Source organism: Bradyrhizobium guangdongense, assembly GCF_004114975.1.
GTDB classification, from domain to species: domain Bacteria; phylum Pseudomonadota; class Alphaproteobacteria; order Rhizobiales; family Xanthobacteraceae; genus Bradyrhizobium; species Bradyrhizobium guangdongense.
The window spans coordinates 243,445-259,448 of the sequence record NZ_CP030051.1; the positions used below are offsets into that span (position 1 = coordinate 243,445).

Below are 16,004 nucleotides of genomic sequence, written 5' to 3' on the forward strand. Positions count from 1 at the left end.
CTGCCTCACATATGGCTGTCTTCTTCCTCGACCAGAATCTCGCGTTTGCCGGCGTGATTGGCGGGTCCGACGATGCCTTCCAGTTCCATGCGCTCCATCAGCGATGCCGCGCGGTTATAGCCGATTTGCAGGCGGCGCTGGATGTAGCTGGTCGAGGCCTTGCGGTCGCGCTTGACGATCGCAACGGCCTGCTGGAACAGGTCGCCGCCGCCATCCGCGCCCATGCCGCTGGCGTCGAACACGACGCCGCCATCCTCGTCCTCGCTCGGCTCTTCGGCCGTGACGGCCTCGAGATATTCCGGCTGGCCCTGCGTCTTGAGGTGGCGCACCACCTTCTCGACTTCCTCGTCCGAGGCGAAAGGTCCGTGCACGCGGCTGATGCGGCCGCCGCCGGCCATGTAGAGCATGTCGCCCTGGCCGAGCAACTGCTCGGCACCCATCTCACCCAGAATGGTGCGGCTGTCGATTTTCGAGGTGACCTGGAAGGCGATGCGGGTCGGGAAGTTCGCCTTGATGGTGCCGGTGATGACGTCCACCGACGGGCGCTGTGTCGCGAGAATCACATGCAGGCCGGCGGCGCGCGCCATCTGTGCGAGGCGCTGCACCGCGCCTTCGATGTCCTTGCCGGCCACCATCATCAGGTCGGCCATTTCGTCGACGATGATGACGATGTAGGGCAGCGGATCGAGCGAGAGCTTCTCTTCCTCGTAGATCGCCTTGCCGGTTTCCTTGTCGAAGCCGGTGTGCACCGTGCGCGTCGGCTCTTCGCCCTTGGCTTTCAGCTCGAGCAGGCGCGTGTTGTAGCCGTCGATGTTGCGCACGCCGAGTTTGGCCATGTTCTTGTAGCGCTCTTCCATCTCGCGCACCGCCCATTTCAGCGCGACCACCGCCTTCTTCGGATCGGTCACGACGGGCGTGAGCAGATGGGGAATGCCGTCATAGACGGAGAGTTCGAGCATCTTGGGATCGACCATGATCAGGCGGCACTGATCGGGCCGCAATCGGTAGACCAGGCTGAGGATCATGGTGTTGATCGCGACCGACTTGCCGGAGCCGGTGGTACCGGCAATCAGCATGTGCGGCGTGCGCGCGAGGTCGATGATGACGGGGTCGCCGCCGATGGTCTTGCCGAGGCAGAGCGGCAATTTCGCCACCGTGTCGGTGGCTTCCTTCTCCACCAGCAATTCGCGCAAGTAAACCTTTTCGCGATGTGCGTTGGGCAGCTCGATGCCGATGGCGTTGCGGCCGGGAACGACGGCAACGCGTGCCGACAGGGCGCTCATCGAGCGCGCGATGTCGTCGGCGAGGCCGATCACGCGGGACGATTTGATGCCCGGCGCCGGCTCCAGCTCGTACAGCGTGACGACGGGGCCCGGATTGGCTTTCACGATCTCGCCGCGCACGCCGAAATCCTGCAGCACGCCCTCGAGCGAGCGCGAGTTGGTTTCGAGCTCGGCCTTGCTGAGCGGCTGACGGTCGCCGGCCTTCGGCGCGGCCAGCATGGAGACGGAGGGAAGATCGAACTTGTCGGAGCCCTTCTTGGCCGCCGGCTTCGGCGCAGCCTTCTTGCGCGATGCGCGCGCGGGCGCCTCTTCCTCTTCCTCCTCCTCTTCTTCTTCGACCTCTTCGTGCTCGTCCTCGTAATCTTCGTCCTTGGACTGCGGTGAGATCGAAGGCGCGGCGCGGCCGCCGCCGAGGTTGGGTTCCTGCCGGCTGAACGCGACAGCCTTGGCCTTCGGTCCGCTCGAGACCAGCGAACGATAGGCCGCGCCGAACAGCCAGATCAGCCGCGCCTTCGTGCTCATCAGCGCGTGGAACAGCCAGCCTAACGACACCGATCCGCGATCGCTCTCCTCGTCGTCCTCGAGCGGCTTGTCGTCGTCCTCGATGTCAGCGAGCTCGTCGTCATGCTCGCGCGCGCCGAGACCGCAGGCGATCAGGAAGGTCGCGGCCAGCGCGACGAACAGGATCGCGCCGAGCACCAGGCGATAGATCACGCCTGGCGGTCCGAAGATCACAGCGGGGGCGCGCACCAGCGCATCGCCGACCACGCCGCCGAGCCCGGTCGGCAGCGGCCAGGCGCCGCCATGCGGCCAGCAGCTGACAAAACCCGCCGCGATCACAGTGCAGAGAATCCAGCAGCCGAGCCGCAGCGCCTCGCGATCGAACGGGCGATGGGTCATCATGCGCCAGCCCCACACTGCGACGGTGAGGATCAGCATGATCGCGCCGAGCCCGAGGATCTGCATGGCGAGGTCGGCGCCGATCGCGCCGGCATAACCGAGAATGTTGCGGATCGGGCGCGAGGTGGCGTGGCTGAGGCTTGGGTCCTGCACCGACCAGGTCATCAGCGCGGCGGAGGCGAGGCCGGCCAGCGCGATCAGGCCGAGGCCGGTGAGCTCGCGCATGCGCCGCGCCAGACCCTCCCGGATCGAGGGCGGCAGATGGCCGACCAGGGGAATGACACGCTCGATTGCCGACATGCTCATGGGCCCCGCCTAACCCAGAGTTTCGACCAGCCGGTGCAGCGCCTGCGCCGTGGTCTCGCTATCCTGCACCAGCGCCAGCCTGATATAGCCGGCACCGGGGTTGAAGCCGTCGGGCTGTTGCCGCGCCAAAAAGCTGCCGGGCACCACGCGCACGCCTGCTTCCTTGAAGAGTTTCAGCGTCACCGACACGTCGTCGCCGATCCCGGACGTGTTGAGCCAGACGCAGAAGCCGGCATCGGGCCGGCGATAGCCATAACGATTGCCGATGATCTGGTCGGCGAGATCGAACTTGATCCGGTAGAGCCTGCGATTCTCCTCGACATGCGCTTCGTCGCCATAGGCAACGGTCGCGACATGCTGGAGCGGTACCGGCACCTGCGGGGCCGCGATGTTGCGCAGCTCCAGGAACATGCCGATGAATCTCTTGTCGCCGGCGGCGAAGCCGACGCGCAGGCCCGGCAGGTTGGAGCGCTTCGACAGCGATTGGAACGCAGCCACGCGGGTGAAATCGGCCCCCGCACATTCGAGCGCGCTGCCCGGTGCCTTTCGGGTGTAGATCTCCGAATAGCACTCGTCGCTGAGGATCATGAAATTGTAGCGGTCGGCGAGTTGCTTCAGCCGCTTGAAATAGTCGGGCGAGGCGACCGAGCCCTGCGGATTGGCGGGCGAAGCCAGATAGAACGCCACGGTGCGCGCCAGCGTCGCCTCGTCGATAGCCTCGAGATCGGGCAGGAAGCCGTTTTCGATCGTCGTCGGCAGATAGACCGGCTCGCAGGCGGCCGCGCCGGCGCCGGCGCCATAGACCGGGTAGAACGGGTTCGGCATCAGGATCGCGGGCTTGCCGGGCTTCGGGCCGACATAGCGCGCCGCCGCGATCGCGGCCAGGAACAGCCCTTCCCGGCTGCCATTGAGGACCAGCAGCTCGCTTCGGGGGTCGAGGGCGCGCGGCAGCTTGAAGCGCGACGACAACCAAGCGCTCGCAGCCTCACGAAACGGCTCGGTGCCCTGGTTCATCGGGTAACGGCCGAAATCGGCGATGTGCTTGGCCAGCACCGGGCCGACGAAGTCAGGCACCGGATGCTGCGGCTCGCCGACTGCGAGCGAAATCAAGGGCTTGCCGGGTTGATGCGGCGCCAGCAGCTCGTTCAGCCGGACAAAGGGCGAGCGTTCGTTATTGGAGCTTCCACTGGCCTGCGGCGCACGGGATGAAGCGGTCATGACCATTCTGGGCGCCAGTACTCTCGGAACGGCCGGTCGCGCGCGGGCGCCGGCGGGAAAGCGGTTCAGTTCACCATAGATAGGGCGAGGTTAAGACGCGATTAACCATCGGCCGGCCGGCCCGTCCAGAGCGTGAATAACGAGCCCGGATAACAAGGGATTCGAGCTGCGCCCGACTGCCCGTCATGGCCCGGCTTGTCCCGGCCATGACCAATTCGGCCCATGTCGGACCTTCAGCGCCCCGGCAGTTTCTCGAATGTCTTCATGCCCGCGGGGATCGTGTGGAAGTCCTGCATGTCGCAGGTGTAGATCGCCATCTGCGGCCGGAACTGTTCCGGCTCGTCCAGCGTGCCGACCTTGACCACGGTCGCCGGCAGTCCCGGAACCTTGGTGACCAGATGCGTGCCGCACTCGGCGCAGAATTCGCGCGTCACGGCGCGTTCGAGGTCCTTGCGGGTGAACTGCTTGGGCTGCCCCGTGATGTAGGTGAACCCGGCCGCCGGCATCGCGATGAAGGTGTTGGGCCCGCCGCCCGAGATGTACTGGCACTCGCGGCAGTGACATTGGGCCTGCATCATCGGATCGCCCTCGGCAACGTAGCGAACTTCGCCGCAATAGCATCCGCCTTCCAAACGCATGACGACCTCCCGTTTTATTGTTCGTTGTGGTCGGTATTTCTGCGCCGGCGATCCGGAATGGCAATCCCCTTTCTTTGGAGCGCCGGGCAAAAAGAAAGGGGCTCCAGCTTGCGCTGGAGCCCCTCAACGGTCGGGGCATTGCCGGGTATGTGCCCGAACCGTAGGAGTGGACGCGATCCCCGAGGAGAGATCGCGCCCGGGAGGAGAGGTTACATATTGTAGGCGCGTTCGGTGTGGTCGGTGATGTCGAGGCCTTCACGCTCGCTCTCGACATTGGCGCGCAGGCCAACGATCACGTCGACGACCTTGTAGAGGATCGCCGAACCGACGCCCGACCACACCAGCGTGGTGCAGACGGCTTCGATCTGGGAGATCATCTGCGCGGCGAAGTCGTAATCGGCAACCTTGGGCGGGATCGCGGTGTAGTCGATGATGCCAGCACCACCGAGAGCCGGATTGACCAGGATGCCGGTGCCGAGGGCGCCGACGATGCCGCCGATGCAGTGCACGCCGAACACGTCGAGCGAGTCGTCGTAGCCGAGCGCGTTCTTCACGACGGTGCAGAAGAACAGGCAGACCATGCCGACCACGAGACCGAGGACGATCGCACCCATCACGCCGGAGAAGCCGGCGGCAGGCGTGACGGCCACGAGGCCCGCGACAGCGCCGGAGATGACGCCCAGCACCGACGGATGACCCTTCACGATCCACTCCGCGAACATCCACGACAGCGCAGCGGCGGCGGTGGCGACGAAGGAGTTGGTCATGGCGAGCGCAGCGCCGCCGTTGGCCTCTAAGTTGGAGCCGGCGTTGAAGCCGAACCAGCCGACCCAGAGCAGCGAGGCGCCGATCATCGACATGGTCAGCGAGTGCGGAGCCATCAGCTCCTTGCCGTAGCCGACGCGCTTGCCGATCAACAGAGCGCCGACGAGGCCGGCGATGCCGGCATTGATGTGCACCACGGTGCCGCCGGCGAAGTCGATCGCGCCCTTCTTGAAGATCCAGCCGGCGTCGGCGTTGATCTCGTCGAGCTTGGCCTGAGCCGCGGTCTTCGCCGCCGCGTCAGTCGCAGCAGCCAGAGCCTTGGCCGCGTCCTGGATCGCGTCCGGGCCGGGCCAGTACCAGACCATGTGCGCGATCGGGAAGTAGATCAGCGTGACCCAGAGCGGGATGAACAGTGCGATCGCCGAGAACTTCATGCGCTCGGCGAAGGCGCCGACGATGAGGGCGGGCGTGATCGCCGCGAAGGTCATCTGGAAGCACATATAGACGAGCTCCGAGATGTTGGCGTCGACCGAGAAGGTCGCGGCCTTCGAGTCGGTGGTGACGCCCATCATGAACGCCTTCGAGAAGCCGCCGATGAAGTCGGAACCGCCGGTGAAGGCGAGGCTGTAGCCGTACACGGCCCAGATCACGGTGACGACGCAGACGGTGTAGAACACCTGCATCAGCACCGAGAGCATGTTCTTGGAACGAACGAGGCCGCCGTAGAACAGCGCAAGACCCGGGATCGTCATCAACAGCACGAGCACTGTCGATGTCAGCATCCAGGCGTTATCCCCCTTGTTGACCGTTGGCTCGGCATAGGCTGCGGTCGCAGCGAACAGGCCGACTGCGAGAGCCGCCAATCCCGCGCCATAGGGACGCTTAAACGTCATTTCATTTACTCCTGATTGAATTTTGGTTGAGCGCGAAATCAAAGGGCCGCGGCGTCGGCCTCACCGGTGCGGATGCGGACCGCGTGGTCGAGGTTGATGACGAAGATCTTGCCGTCGCCGATCTGACCGGTTTTCGCGGCGGACGTGATGGCGTCGATGGTCTTGTCGACCTGCTCGGAGGCGATAGCGACTTCGATCTTGATCTTGGGCAGAAAGCTCACGGCATATTCGGCGCCGCGGTAGATTTCCGTATGGCCTTTCTGCCGGCCATAGCCCTTGACTTCCGTCACCGTGAGACCGTGAACGCCAATGGCGGTCAGGGCGTCACGGACTTCTTCCAGCTTGAATGGCTTGATAATCGCCATAACAATTTTCATGGGTCCTATCCCCGCTTGGGCCCGGTCCGGACGTGGCCGGGCGTTTCTCGACTGGTTCGCCACGAGGGAGAAAGATTCACTACGCGGGCACAGCCGGGCCCTTAGAATCAAATGCCGTGCCAGATCGGACGGCTTGCCTAACGGACTATGAAAACGGGGGTTTTCGCGTTTGACGGGTATTGCGCTGCACTGCGCCATTACGTCGCGCTCAATACGTGATCAACCCTGATTAAAATCAGGGCAGCAACAGCCTGCCGACACAATGTTGCTCATGTGCCGGGCAGTAGAAGGCACTGTAATACCGTTCGATCCGAGAGATATCGAACCCGTCGCGCCCGCTGCTCATGGCATGCGCGCAAGGCGGCGACCGGGTTGCGCCGCCGGGCTCTGGCAAAAGCACTCCGGCCGAGGGCCGCTATGGCATCTTCAGGCGGCCTCGCGCTCTGCGAAAACCCGGTCGATCAAGCCCCACTCGACGCCCTGCTGCGCGGTCATGAAATGGTCGCGGTCCAGCGTCCGTTCGACCTCCTCTTCGGTCCGTCCGCAATGCTGCGCATAGAGGCGGATGATGCGCCGCTTGGTTTCCTGCATTTCGTTGGCATGGATCAGGATGTCGGTGGCCTGGCCCTGAAAGCCGCCGAGCGGCTGATGCACGTGGAGGCTCGCATTGGGCAAAGCGGCCCGGTGACCGGGCTCGCCCGCCATCAGCAGGAACGAGCCCATCGAGCGCGCGGTACCCATGCACAGCGTATGCACCGGCGCCTTGATGAACTGCATGGTGTCGTACATCGCGAGGCCGGAGGTGATCACGCCGCCATAGGAATTGATGTAGAGATTGATCGGCCTGTTGGGGTTCTCCGCCTCCAGGAACAGGAGCTGCGCGCAGACGAGGCCCGACATCGCATCATTGACCTCGCCGTTGAGAAAGATGATGCGCTCGCGCAGCAGCCGCGAATAGATGTCGAACGATCGCTCGCCGCGCGCGGATTGTTCGACGACCATAGGGACGAGCTGAAGCATGTCGCGCATCGGCGACCTCCATGTCTTTGAGGTGATGAAGTCGTGTGAGTGTCAGGCCGCCGCGCGCATCAGGCAGCAATTGCTGTTGGCCGGCTGCGGCAGTCTTGCGCCGATCTCGCAGGCTTGCTGAATGATGCGAAAGCGCGTGCCGCCCGACACGTTCGGCTCGATCCGGAAGATGACCTGGCTTTCACGAAACGGCGGCTCGGCATCGCGCATCCGGTAGCGCACCTCTTCGCCGGGGACCGATGTTTCAGGCGCGGCCCCGGCAAGATCGCAGTCCGGAAGCCAGCGCTCGCGCAACTCGGGAATGGTGACGGCACGCCAGACTTTTGCCGGCGGTGCGTCGAATTCGAATTCGAGCACCAGCTTTGCGTCGGGGCGGTCAGGCTTTGCGGCGTCGCTCATTGATCCATATCCTTCAAGAGATCGGCGAGTGCTTCCATGCGCTTCGGCCAATAGGCGCGATAGCGCGCAAGCCATGCCCCGATGGCGGCGATTCCGTCCGGATCGACTTCGTAATTCACAAAGCGGCCATGGCGCTGCTCGCGCACGAGGCCTGCCGCGCGCAGCACAGCTAGATGCTGCGACATCGCCGGCTGGCTGATCTCCAATCCGTCGCGCAAGGCGCTGGCGTTCTGGCTTCCGCCCGCCAGCCTTTCAAAGACCGTGCGGCGCGTCGGATCTGCCAGCGCTTTGAAGATGTCGGCTTCGATCATGGCAACACATAAGCACGTGCTTATGTGTTGCGCAAGCCCTTACTGCAGCGCCTCGCCGTGCTGCGAGATATCGAGCCCCTCGAGCTCCTGCTCGCGCGAGACGCGCAAGGGCACGAATAGGCCGACCAGCTTGAGCAGGACGAAGCTTGTGCCCGCCGACCAGACGAAGGTGACGGCCACGCCGTAAAGCTGGATCAGCAGTTGCTGAGGATGGCCTTCGAGCAGGCCGGCAGTGCCGCCGATCGCGCTGGTGGCGAACACGCCGGCGAGCAGTGTGCCGGTCAGCCCGCCGATGCCGTGGACGCCGAACACGTCGAGCGAGTCGTCGTAGTTGAAACGGTGCTTCAGCCAGGTGCAGGCCCAGTAGCAGATCCCGCCCGCGGCGATGCCGATGACGATGCCGTGCCATGGCGCAACGAAGCCCGAGGCCGGCGTGATGGTGCCAAGCCCGGCCACCGCGCCCGAGATCATGCCGAGCACGGACGGCTTGCGCCGCGCCGACCATTCGATCGCGCCCCAGGTCAGCGCGCCCGAGCACGCTGCAAGATGCGTCGCGATGATCGCCATCACCGCGCGCGAATTGGCAGCGCCGGCCGAGCCGCCGTTGAAACCGAACCAGCCGACCCACAACAGGCCGGTGCCCATCACCGCCAGCGAGAGATCGAACGGAGAAAGATTCTCGGTGCCGTAGCCGTGACGCCGCCCCATCACCTTCGCGGCGACAAGGCCGCCTGTGCCGGCCGACAAGTGCACGACGAGGCCGCCGGCGAAATCCAGCACGCCCATGCTGTTGAGGAAGCCGCCGCCCCACACCCAATGCGCCAGCGGAATATAGACGAAGATGAACCAGGCGACCGAGAACAGGAGATAGGCGGAGAACCGCATCCGGTCGGCCACCGAGCCTGCGACCAGCGCCACCGTGATGATCGCGAACGTCATCTGGTAGAGCATGAACAGCGCTTCCGGGATCGTCTTCGCCGCCGGATTGACGCTGTCCATGGTCATGCCGGCCAGGAACCAGCGGTCGAGCGTGCCGAGCCAGGGGCCGTCACCGACGAAGCACAGCGAATAGCCGAACGCGACCCAGAGGATCGAGATCAGCGTCACTGCGGCGAGGCTCTGCGCCATGGTCGCGAGCACGTTCTTCTTGCGCACCATGCCGGAGTAGAACAGCGCAAGTCCGGGGATCGTCATCATCAGCACCAAGGCGGTGGCGACGATCATCCAGGCGGTATCGGCCGTGTTGATGTCGGAGGCCGCGGCCTGCGCCGGCGCGGCCATCATCAACACGAACCCGACCGGCGCAGCCATCGCGGCTACGCGGCGCAACAAACCTGCCATGTCATTTCCCCCCGGCATCGTGGTGGCTTTGCACGCGATGGCGTCCCGGCCCGGTGCAATCGAAGAAGGAGCGATGCGTTTTCGAGCGCAGTGGATACCGGTTAGCGTGACGAAAACGCGTCAAACAGAGTTTCAGAGTGCGTCGCTGTCGGTTTCGCCGGTGCGAATGCGCAGCGCATGGTCGATCGGCGTCACGAAGATCTTGCCGTCGCCGATCTGGCCGGTGCGGGCGCTTGCGGTGATCACACCCACGGCCTTGTCGGCGACGTCGGAGGCGACCGCGATCTCGATCCGCAGCTTCGGCAGGAAGTTCACGACATATTCCGCCCCGCGATAGATCTCGGTGTGACCCTTCTGGCGGCCATAGCCCTTTACCTCGGTCACGGTCATGCCGTGGACGCCGATCGCCGTCAGGGCCTGGCGGACCTCATCGAGCTTGAAGGGTTTGATGATCGCGACGACGAGTTTCATGGTCAGGCCTATTCCCCGGGATGCGCCGCGCCGCATGTCCCCGGCGCTGCGTCAATCTGGCATCTTTCCGGCAAATGGCACAAAAAACTTGCACATTGAAGCGGAAAAACGTTTGGCCAACGGCGGCCGTGAACGGCCGCCTCTGTACAGGGCAGCCGTTGGTCCATCACAATGCATTTTCGCATGGATGCGGTGAACCCGCGCCGGCCGAGCGGTACATAAGTATTTTGGGGGACGCATCATGGCGAGTTGGTTCTATGCATCCGAGGGCAAGCAGCAGGGGCCCTATCCGGAGGGGCAGTTCCGCGACCTGATCGCGCAGGGGATCGTACGTCCCGAGACGCTGGTGTGGACCGAGGGCATGGCCGGTTGGCAGAAGGCCGCCGAAATTCCGGGTCTGATCTCGGTTGGCGGCGTGCCGCCGGTCATCCAGGCCGGTGGTCCGCCGATGATGGGCGGCGCCGGCTATGCAGCCAGCGGCAGCACCGCCGGCGGATCGCTGTCGGTCGACTTCGGCATCTGGGATTTCACATGGCGCACGCTGGTGATGGCCATCGGTTCCTGCTTCGTCATCCCGGCGCCCTGGCTGTTCGTCTGGTACACGAAATGGCTCGTGCCCTGCGTCAAGGTTCCGGGACGGCCGAACCTGTCCTTCACAGGCAGCGCGATGGCGATCGTGCCCTGGTTCTTCGGCTTCATCGTGCTGGCGATTGTCATCGGCTACATCGGCAGCCAGTTGCTGAGCAATCTCCTGTTCATCGCCCAGATCGTCCTCTATTGGCTCCTGATCAAATGGATGATCGCAAACCTCGCCTCCAATGGGCAGCCGCTGGGCTTGAGCTTCACCGGATCGGTCTGGGCCTATATCGGCTGGAATCTGCTGTTTGCGATCTCGGTCATCACCATCATCGGCTGGGCGTGGGTGGCCGCAGCTCAGACGCGCTGGTTCTGCCGCAGCATCGAGGGCACGCGCCGTGAAATCGTGTTCAAGGGCAGCGGTCTCGAAATCCTCTGGCGCGGCATCGTCGCCGCCATCCTGTGCAGCCTCATCATCCCGATCCCGTGGGTCTATCGCTGGATCATGAACTGGTTCGCCTCGCAGATCGAGCTCGCGCCGCGCGGTTCGCTGTAACCATGATCAGAACAAGCGCGAGGGACTCGCGCTTGAGATCATCAGCTCCGCCGCTCGCGCAACGAGCGTTCCTGCGCAACGGAGCCGGCCAGCATGCCGTCGAGCTTCAAGATCGCGGCGCGTCCCCGCGCGGCGCCGATAAGTCCGCATTATCGACGGAAGGCGCGCCCATTGCGCTTGTACAGCCCCGGCCTGTTGCCCTAGGTTGGTTCCATTGCAAGGTACAACTCTTTTGGGGGATCGCAGTGGGCGATATTTCAAATCCACCTCCGGGTGGCGGGGGACGTTCTGTGGTTCAGCCGCCGCGTAGCGCGCCAAGCTCCGACGTACCGCCACATCCGCTCGACGCCGAATGGCACATTCACATCAACGGGCAGACTTACGGGCCGTATAACGGGCACCGCATTGACGAATTCATCAAGGAGGGACGCGTCGACGGCGCAACCCAGGTGTTGCCGGTTGGAAGCGAGAACTGGATGCCCGCCTCGCAGGACCGCTACCTCTCGTCCCTGTTCAGGCCGAGCAAGCAAGCTGCTCCTCCGCCGATCAATGCCGCGGCGGGTGCAACCGTCGTACACGTGGTCAATCAGATGAATCCCGCGGTTCTTCTCGACGATTCCGGAGCGTTCGGGGCGAAGTCGCCCGGCGTCGCGCTGCTGCTGTCGTTCCTGATCTGCGGTGCAGGGCAGATGTATTGCGGCCGTGTCGGCAAGGGCGTGTTGATGCTGATCGGATGCATCGCCCTTTGGATCGTTTTCCTAGGCTGGACAATCTGGATCTGGTCGATGATCGACGCCTACGCGACGGCGAAAGACATGAACCTCCGCTATCTCCGCCGACTTCAGGCCGGTCAGCCGGTATGACCAACGCGCTGCATCGGCCGCGGGTTCGAACGTGTCCTTCGTGCGGATCGGCGGTCAACAGCGGCGCGCTGACCTGCAATTCATGCGGCGGCGTGATAGCAGTCGAAAACGTCCTCAGCCGCTTGAAGCAGGAATTCCGCTACCAAGCGGAGAGGATCGGCTGGTCGATCCGCGATCCCGAGATCCTGATCTGGGTTCTGGCGGTCTTTCCGATTCTGATTCTGCCGCCGCTGCTGGCACTCTTCATGAGCATGAGGTCGTCGAGACCGTCGCTGTCGGACGGTCCGGCTTCGAAATCCAACCAGAGCCTGTTCGTCGCGATCGTCGCGGTCTGCAACATCGTTCTCAGCATCATGTTCTGGCGCTGGCTCAGCGAGCTCTCGCTGTCGGGACTTTCGATCGGAATGCTGCTGAGATCGCTCGGATTCAACGTGCACTCGCCAGCAAGTCCGGCGGGCCAGATCTGATATCAGCTCCGCCGCTCGCGCACGGAGCCTTCCTGCGCCACGGAAGCGACCAGCGTGCCGTCGGGTTTGAAGATCGAGCCGCGGGTCAGGCCGCGGCCGCCGCGCGCGCTCGGTGAATCCTGCGCGTAGAGCAGCCATTCGTCGGCGCGGAACGGGCGGTGAAACCACATCGCGTGGTCGAGGCTCGCCGGCATCATCCGCTTGTCGAACAGCGTGCGGCCATAGCGCGCCATGATGGCATCGAGCAGCGAGAAGTCCGACGCATAGGCCAGCGCGCACATGTGCAGCGCCGGGTCGTCAGGCAGGGTCGCCGCCGTCTTGATCCAGACATGGATGCGACCGTCCTCGATCTTCTGGCCGAAATAGCGGCCGAGCTCGACCGGACGCAGCTCGATCGGCCGATCGGATTCGTAATAGCGGCGGATGAACTCGGGCATCTCGCGGAACATCGGCTGCTTCGCCACCTCCTCCGCCGTGAGCTTCTCCGGCGGCGGCACGTCGGGCATCTTGTCCTGGTGGTCGAACGCGCTCTCCTCCTCGGCGTGGAACGACACCATGATCGAGAAGATGGCGTTGCCGTGCTGGATCGCGGTGACACGGCGCGTCGAATAGCTCTTGCCGTCGCGCAGGCGCTCGACCTGGTAGATGATCGGGATCTGCGGATCGCCCGGCAGGATGAAATAGCAGTGCAGCGAATGCGGCAGCCGGCCCTCGACCGTGCGGCACGCCGCCACCATCGCCTGTCCGATCACCTGGCCGCCGAACACCCGCTGCCAGCTCGTCTTCGGGCTGTTGCCGCGGAACAAATTCACCTCGAGCTGCTCGAGGTCGAGGATCGAAATCAGGTCGATCAGGCTTTTGGACATCGTGGTGCTTTCTTGCGGTCACGCCGGCGCGAATACTCGCCCCGGAATGGCACATGAGCAGGTCTTTGGGCCGTTCCGCCCTTGTTTCACCGCACTGTTTCGCCCACCTCAAGTCTGCTAGCAAGGCCAAGAATTGATCGGGAAGCTTGGTATGTCGGTACAGGGTCACATTGTCATTGGCGGCGGCGCGTTTGCGGGCCTGGCGCTGGCGCTCGCGTTGCGTCAGGGGCTGGGACCCGAGATTCCCGTCATCGTCGCCGACCCCGCGCTCGCCACGCGGCCGAGCCGCGATCCCCGCGCGACCGCGATCGTCGCGGCCTGCCGCCGCCTGTTCGAGGCGCTCGGCGCCTGGGATGGCGTCAAGGGCGAGGCGCAGCCGATCCTCGACATGGTCGTCACCGATTCCAAGCTGGAGGACGCGACGCGTCCGGTGTTCCTGAACTTCGCCGGCGATGTCGCGCCCGGCGAGCCCTTCGCGCATATGGTCGAGAACCGCCGCCTGATCGATGCGCTGCTCGCTCGCGCCGAGGCTGAAGGCATCGATCTCCGCGCCACGACCGTGTCGTCTTACGACGCGCGTGCCGAGAGCATCGACGTCACGCTCGGCGATGGCAGCGTCATCGCGGCGAGTTTGCTGGTAGCGGCCGACGGCGCCAAGTCGAAGCTGCGCGAGCGCGCCGGCATCGCCACCCATGGCTGGGACTACGATCAATCCGGCATCGTCGTCACGGTCGGCCATGAGCGCGATCATGAGGGCCGCGCCGAAGAGCATTTTCTGCCCGCAGGTCCGTTCGCGATCCTGCCGCTCACGGGAAAGCGCTCTTCGCTGGTATGGACCGAGCGTCGCAGTGAAGCCGCGCGCATCATCGCGCTCAGCGACGAGGAGTTTCACGGCGAGCTCGAGCAGCGTTTTGGTTTGCATCTCGGCGAGATCAAGGCGCTCGACAAGCCGCGCGCGTTCCCGCTGTCCTATTTCGTCGCGCGCTCCTTCATCGCCGAGCGCCTCGCGCTGGTCGGCGATTCCGCGCATGTCATTCACCCGATCGCGGGACAGGGCCTCAACATGGGGCTGAAGGATGTCGCGGCGCTGGCCGAAGTCGTGGTCGATGCGGCGCGGCTCGGCATGGATCTCGGCGGCGCAGATGTGCTGGAGCGCTACCAGCGCTGGCGCCGCTTCGACACCATGGCGATGGGCGTCGCCACCAACTCGCTGAACTTCCTGTTCTCGAACCAGTCGACGCTGCTGCGCACGGTGCGCGATATCGGCCTCGGCCTCGTCGACCGCACGCCGCCGCTGAAGAACCTCTTCATCCGCCAGGCCGCCGGCCTCACGGGCGAAATTCCGCGGCTGCTGAAGGGCGAGGCGCTGTAGGCCAAGCTGACGCTCCAGCCTCCGCGCGTCGTCCCGGCCTATGCCGGGACGACGGCGAGAGTGTTGCGCGTCATCGCGCAACAACCCTCAATCGATCTTCCGCGCCTCTTCCGGCAGCATGATCGGAATGCCGTCTCGGATCGGATAAGCGAGCTTGGCGCTCCGTGAGATCAGCTCCTGCCTGGCGGAGTCGAATTCCAGCGGGCCCTTGGTCAGCGGGCAGACCAGGATCTCCAGCAGTTTCGGGTCGACGCTGTTTTCGGGACGTTCGGTCGGCGCGTTCATGGGGGTCTCCGGCAATCGGCTGGCTGTAGCATAGAAAAATGCCGCCGCCCATGACGGGCTACGCGGAGAGCATGTCGAGAATCTCGTCGAGCAGGCCCTGAAGTCGCGCCGGTGGCACCGGCGTGCCCGACAGCGCGAAGCCGAGAAACGTCCAGTATAGGAGCTGCGCGCGGGCCCGGGCGGTGGTCGCGGAAAAACCGCGGCGCTGCAGCAGCGCCTCGATATAATCCAGCCTGCGGCGATCGATGGCTCGGACCGCCGTCTGCGCCGCCGGATCGAATGCCGCCCAGTTGCGCACCGCGCGCTCCAGGTCGAGCCGGGCCCCAAAGCTCCTGCGCAGCAGCGCCTTCAGCGGCTCGCCGCCAACGGCTTCGACGCCGGCGATGATCTCCTCGGCGGCGATCTCGCGCCAGCGCTTCAGTACGGCCGCGTGGAACGCGCCGAGATCGGCAAAATGCCAGTAGAAGCTGCCGCGGGAGACCCCCAATGCCTTAGCCAATGGATCGGCCTTCAGCGCCGTGAAGCCGCTCCTGGCGAGCGCCTTGAGTCCCTGTTTGATCCAGTCGTCGGCGGAGAGCTGCTCGGTCATGTCAGGTCCCGAAATCTGGCCATACACTAGTGTATTGACAGGCGGCTGGCCAGCATCTATCCCACCATACACAGATGTATGGAGGCGTCGATGCGTGATCTCTTGCTCCAAGGCGCCGGACTCGGGGCCATCATCGTGGCGCTCATCCACGGCATCCTCGGCGAGACCAAGGTCTTTCCCCGCGCCCGCATCGAGCCGGAGCGGCTTCGCACCCTGATCCGTCTGGTCTGGCAGGCCTCGACCGTCGCTTGGATCGGCTGCGGTGTGCTGCTGACAACTGTGCCCTGGATGGACTCAGCTGCGGCGCGCCACTGGATCGTCATTACAATGTTCGGTGTGTTCGGCTTCTCGGCGTGCGCCAACGCATGGGCGACGCGCGGCCGGCATTTCGGCTGGGTGGCACTCAGCGCGGTCGTCGCGATGGCGGTGGCCGGCTACTAGGTGGCCATCGCATTGCGACTGTCACGCGCCATCTCGTCAATCACGGGCGCGCTGTCGT

General features: G+C 64.6%; 18 protein-coding genes. 5 read left to right on the forward strand and 13 right to left on the reverse strand.

All coding sequences use genetic code 11. From position 1 onward, the window contains the following. Positions 1-5: 5 nt before the first annotated feature. The 10 genes from X265_RS01150 to X265_RS01195 form a co-directional block, all read right to left on the reverse strand. Positions 6-2,489 carry a DNA translocase FtsK gene (locus X265_RS01150; protein WP_128963250.1) on the reverse strand — a complete coding sequence of 828 codons (2,484 nt, stop codon included), beginning with the start codon at positions 2,487-2,489 and terminating at the stop codon, positions 6-8. 9 nt (positions 2,490-2,498) lie between these two features. Then, positions 2,499-3,713, reverse strand: a complete 1,215-nt coding sequence (locus tag X265_RS01155; RefSeq protein ID WP_128963251.1) for an aminotransferase class I/II-fold pyridoxal phosphate-dependent enzyme — start codon at positions 3,711-3,713, stop codon at positions 2,499-2,501. A 227-nt stretch (positions 3,714-3,940) separates the two neighbouring features. Then, positions 3,941-4,345: a GFA family protein gene (locus X265_RS01160; RefSeq protein WP_128963252.1), complete on the reverse strand. Its 405-nt coding sequence runs from the start codon at positions 4,343-4,345 to the stop codon at positions 3,941-3,943. A gap of 209 nt (positions 4,346-4,554) precedes the next feature. After that, positions 4,555-6,003, reverse strand: a complete 1,449-nt coding sequence (locus X265_RS01165) for an ammonium transporter (protein WP_128963253.1) — start codon at positions 6,001-6,003, stop codon at positions 4,555-4,557. Positions 6,004-6,041: 38 nt separating this feature from the next. Then, complete coding sequence (locus X265_RS01170) at positions 6,042-6,380, reverse strand: P-II family nitrogen regulator (protein WP_164938363.1); 339 nt, start codon at positions 6,378-6,380, stop codon at positions 6,042-6,044. A gap of 426 nt (positions 6,381-6,806) precedes the next feature. Further along, positions 6,807-7,409 carry an ATP-dependent Clp protease proteolytic subunit gene (locus X265_RS01175; protein WP_128963254.1) on the reverse strand — a complete coding sequence of 201 codons (603 nt, stop codon included), beginning with the start codon at positions 7,407-7,409 and terminating at the stop codon, positions 6,807-6,809. Positions 7,410-7,451: 42 nt separating this feature from the next. After that, the gene (locus X265_RS01180; protein ID WP_128963255.1) at positions 7,452-7,808 is read right to left on the reverse strand and encodes an SRPBCC family protein; all 357 of its coding nucleotides are present in this window, start codon (positions 7,806-7,808) and stop codon (positions 7,452-7,454) included. After that, a complete protein-coding gene (locus X265_RS01185; RefSeq protein WP_128963256.1) occupies positions 7,805-8,119 on the reverse strand; it encodes an ArsR/SmtB family transcription factor in 315 nt (104 codons plus the stop codon). The genes X265_RS01180 and X265_RS01185 overlap by 4 nt, the downstream gene beginning before the upstream one ends. 39 nt (positions 8,120-8,158) lie before the next feature. Beyond that, a complete protein-coding gene (locus X265_RS01190) occupies positions 8,159-9,460 on the reverse strand; it encodes an ammonium transporter (protein WP_128963257.1) in 1,302 nt (433 codons plus the stop codon). A gap of 132 nt (positions 9,461-9,592) precedes the next feature. Next, entirely contained in the window at positions 9,593-9,931 is a 339-nt protein-coding gene (locus tag X265_RS01195) for a P-II family nitrogen regulator (protein ID WP_128963258.1), read from the reverse strand. 241 nt (positions 9,932-10,172) lie between these two features. On the opposite strand from X265_RS01195, the gene X265_RS01200 reads away from it, so the two are divergent. The 3 genes from X265_RS01200 (at position 10,173) to X265_RS01210 (ending at position 12,393) form a co-directional block, all read left to right on the forward strand. Then, positions 10,173-11,063: a DUF4339 domain-containing protein gene (locus X265_RS01200; RefSeq protein WP_128963259.1), complete on the forward strand. Its 891-nt coding sequence runs from the start codon at positions 10,173-10,175 to the stop codon at positions 11,061-11,063. A 32-nt stretch (positions 11,064-11,095) separates the two neighbouring features. Continuing rightward, positions 11,096-11,926: a DUF4339 domain-containing protein gene (locus X265_RS40265; RefSeq protein WP_188637425.1), complete on the forward strand. Its 831-nt coding sequence runs from the start codon at positions 11,096-11,098 to the stop codon at positions 11,924-11,926. A 92-nt stretch (positions 11,927-12,018) separates the two neighbouring features. Further along, positions 12,019-12,393, forward strand: a complete 375-nt coding sequence (locus X265_RS01210) for a hypothetical protein (RefSeq protein WP_128963261.1) — start codon at positions 12,019-12,021, stop codon at positions 12,391-12,393. Positions 12,394-12,395: 2 nt separating this feature from the next. On the opposite strand, the gene tesB is transcribed toward X265_RS01210, so the two are convergent. Continuing rightward, positions 12,396-13,259 (reverse strand): acyl-CoA thioesterase II, encoded by an 864-nt coding sequence (gene tesB, locus X265_RS01215; RefSeq protein ID WP_092289703.1) that lies wholly within the window; start codon positions 13,257-13,259, stop codon positions 12,396-12,398. 151 nt (positions 13,260-13,410) lie between these two features. On the opposite strand from tesB, the gene X265_RS01220 reads away from it, so the two are divergent. Further along, a complete protein-coding gene (locus X265_RS01220; RefSeq protein WP_128963262.1) occupies positions 13,411-14,631 on the forward strand; it encodes a ubiquinone biosynthesis hydroxylase in 1,221 nt (406 codons plus the stop codon). A gap of 87 nt (positions 14,632-14,718) precedes the next feature. On the opposite strand, the gene X265_RS01225 is transcribed toward X265_RS01220, so the two are convergent. Together X265_RS01225 and X265_RS01230 are read right to left on the reverse strand one after the other, a co-directional pair. After that, positions 14,719-14,916 (reverse strand): Trm112 family protein, encoded by a 198-nt coding sequence (locus tag X265_RS01225; RefSeq protein ID WP_074117933.1) that lies wholly within the window; start codon positions 14,914-14,916, stop codon positions 14,719-14,721. Positions 14,917-14,974: 58 nt separating this feature from the next. Further along, complete coding sequence (locus X265_RS01230; protein ID WP_128963263.1) at positions 14,975-15,505, reverse strand: TetR/AcrR family transcriptional regulator; 531 nt, start codon at positions 15,503-15,505, stop codon at positions 14,975-14,977. A gap of 90 nt (positions 15,506-15,595) precedes the next feature. Here X265_RS01230 and X265_RS01235 point away from each other — a divergent pair, with 90 nt between their 5' ends. After that, on the forward strand, positions 15,596-15,946 hold the full coding sequence (locus tag X265_RS01235; protein WP_128963264.1) for a hypothetical protein: 351 nt from the start codon (positions 15,596-15,598) through the stop codon (positions 15,944-15,946). Positions 15,947-16,004 lie beyond the last annotated feature (58 nt).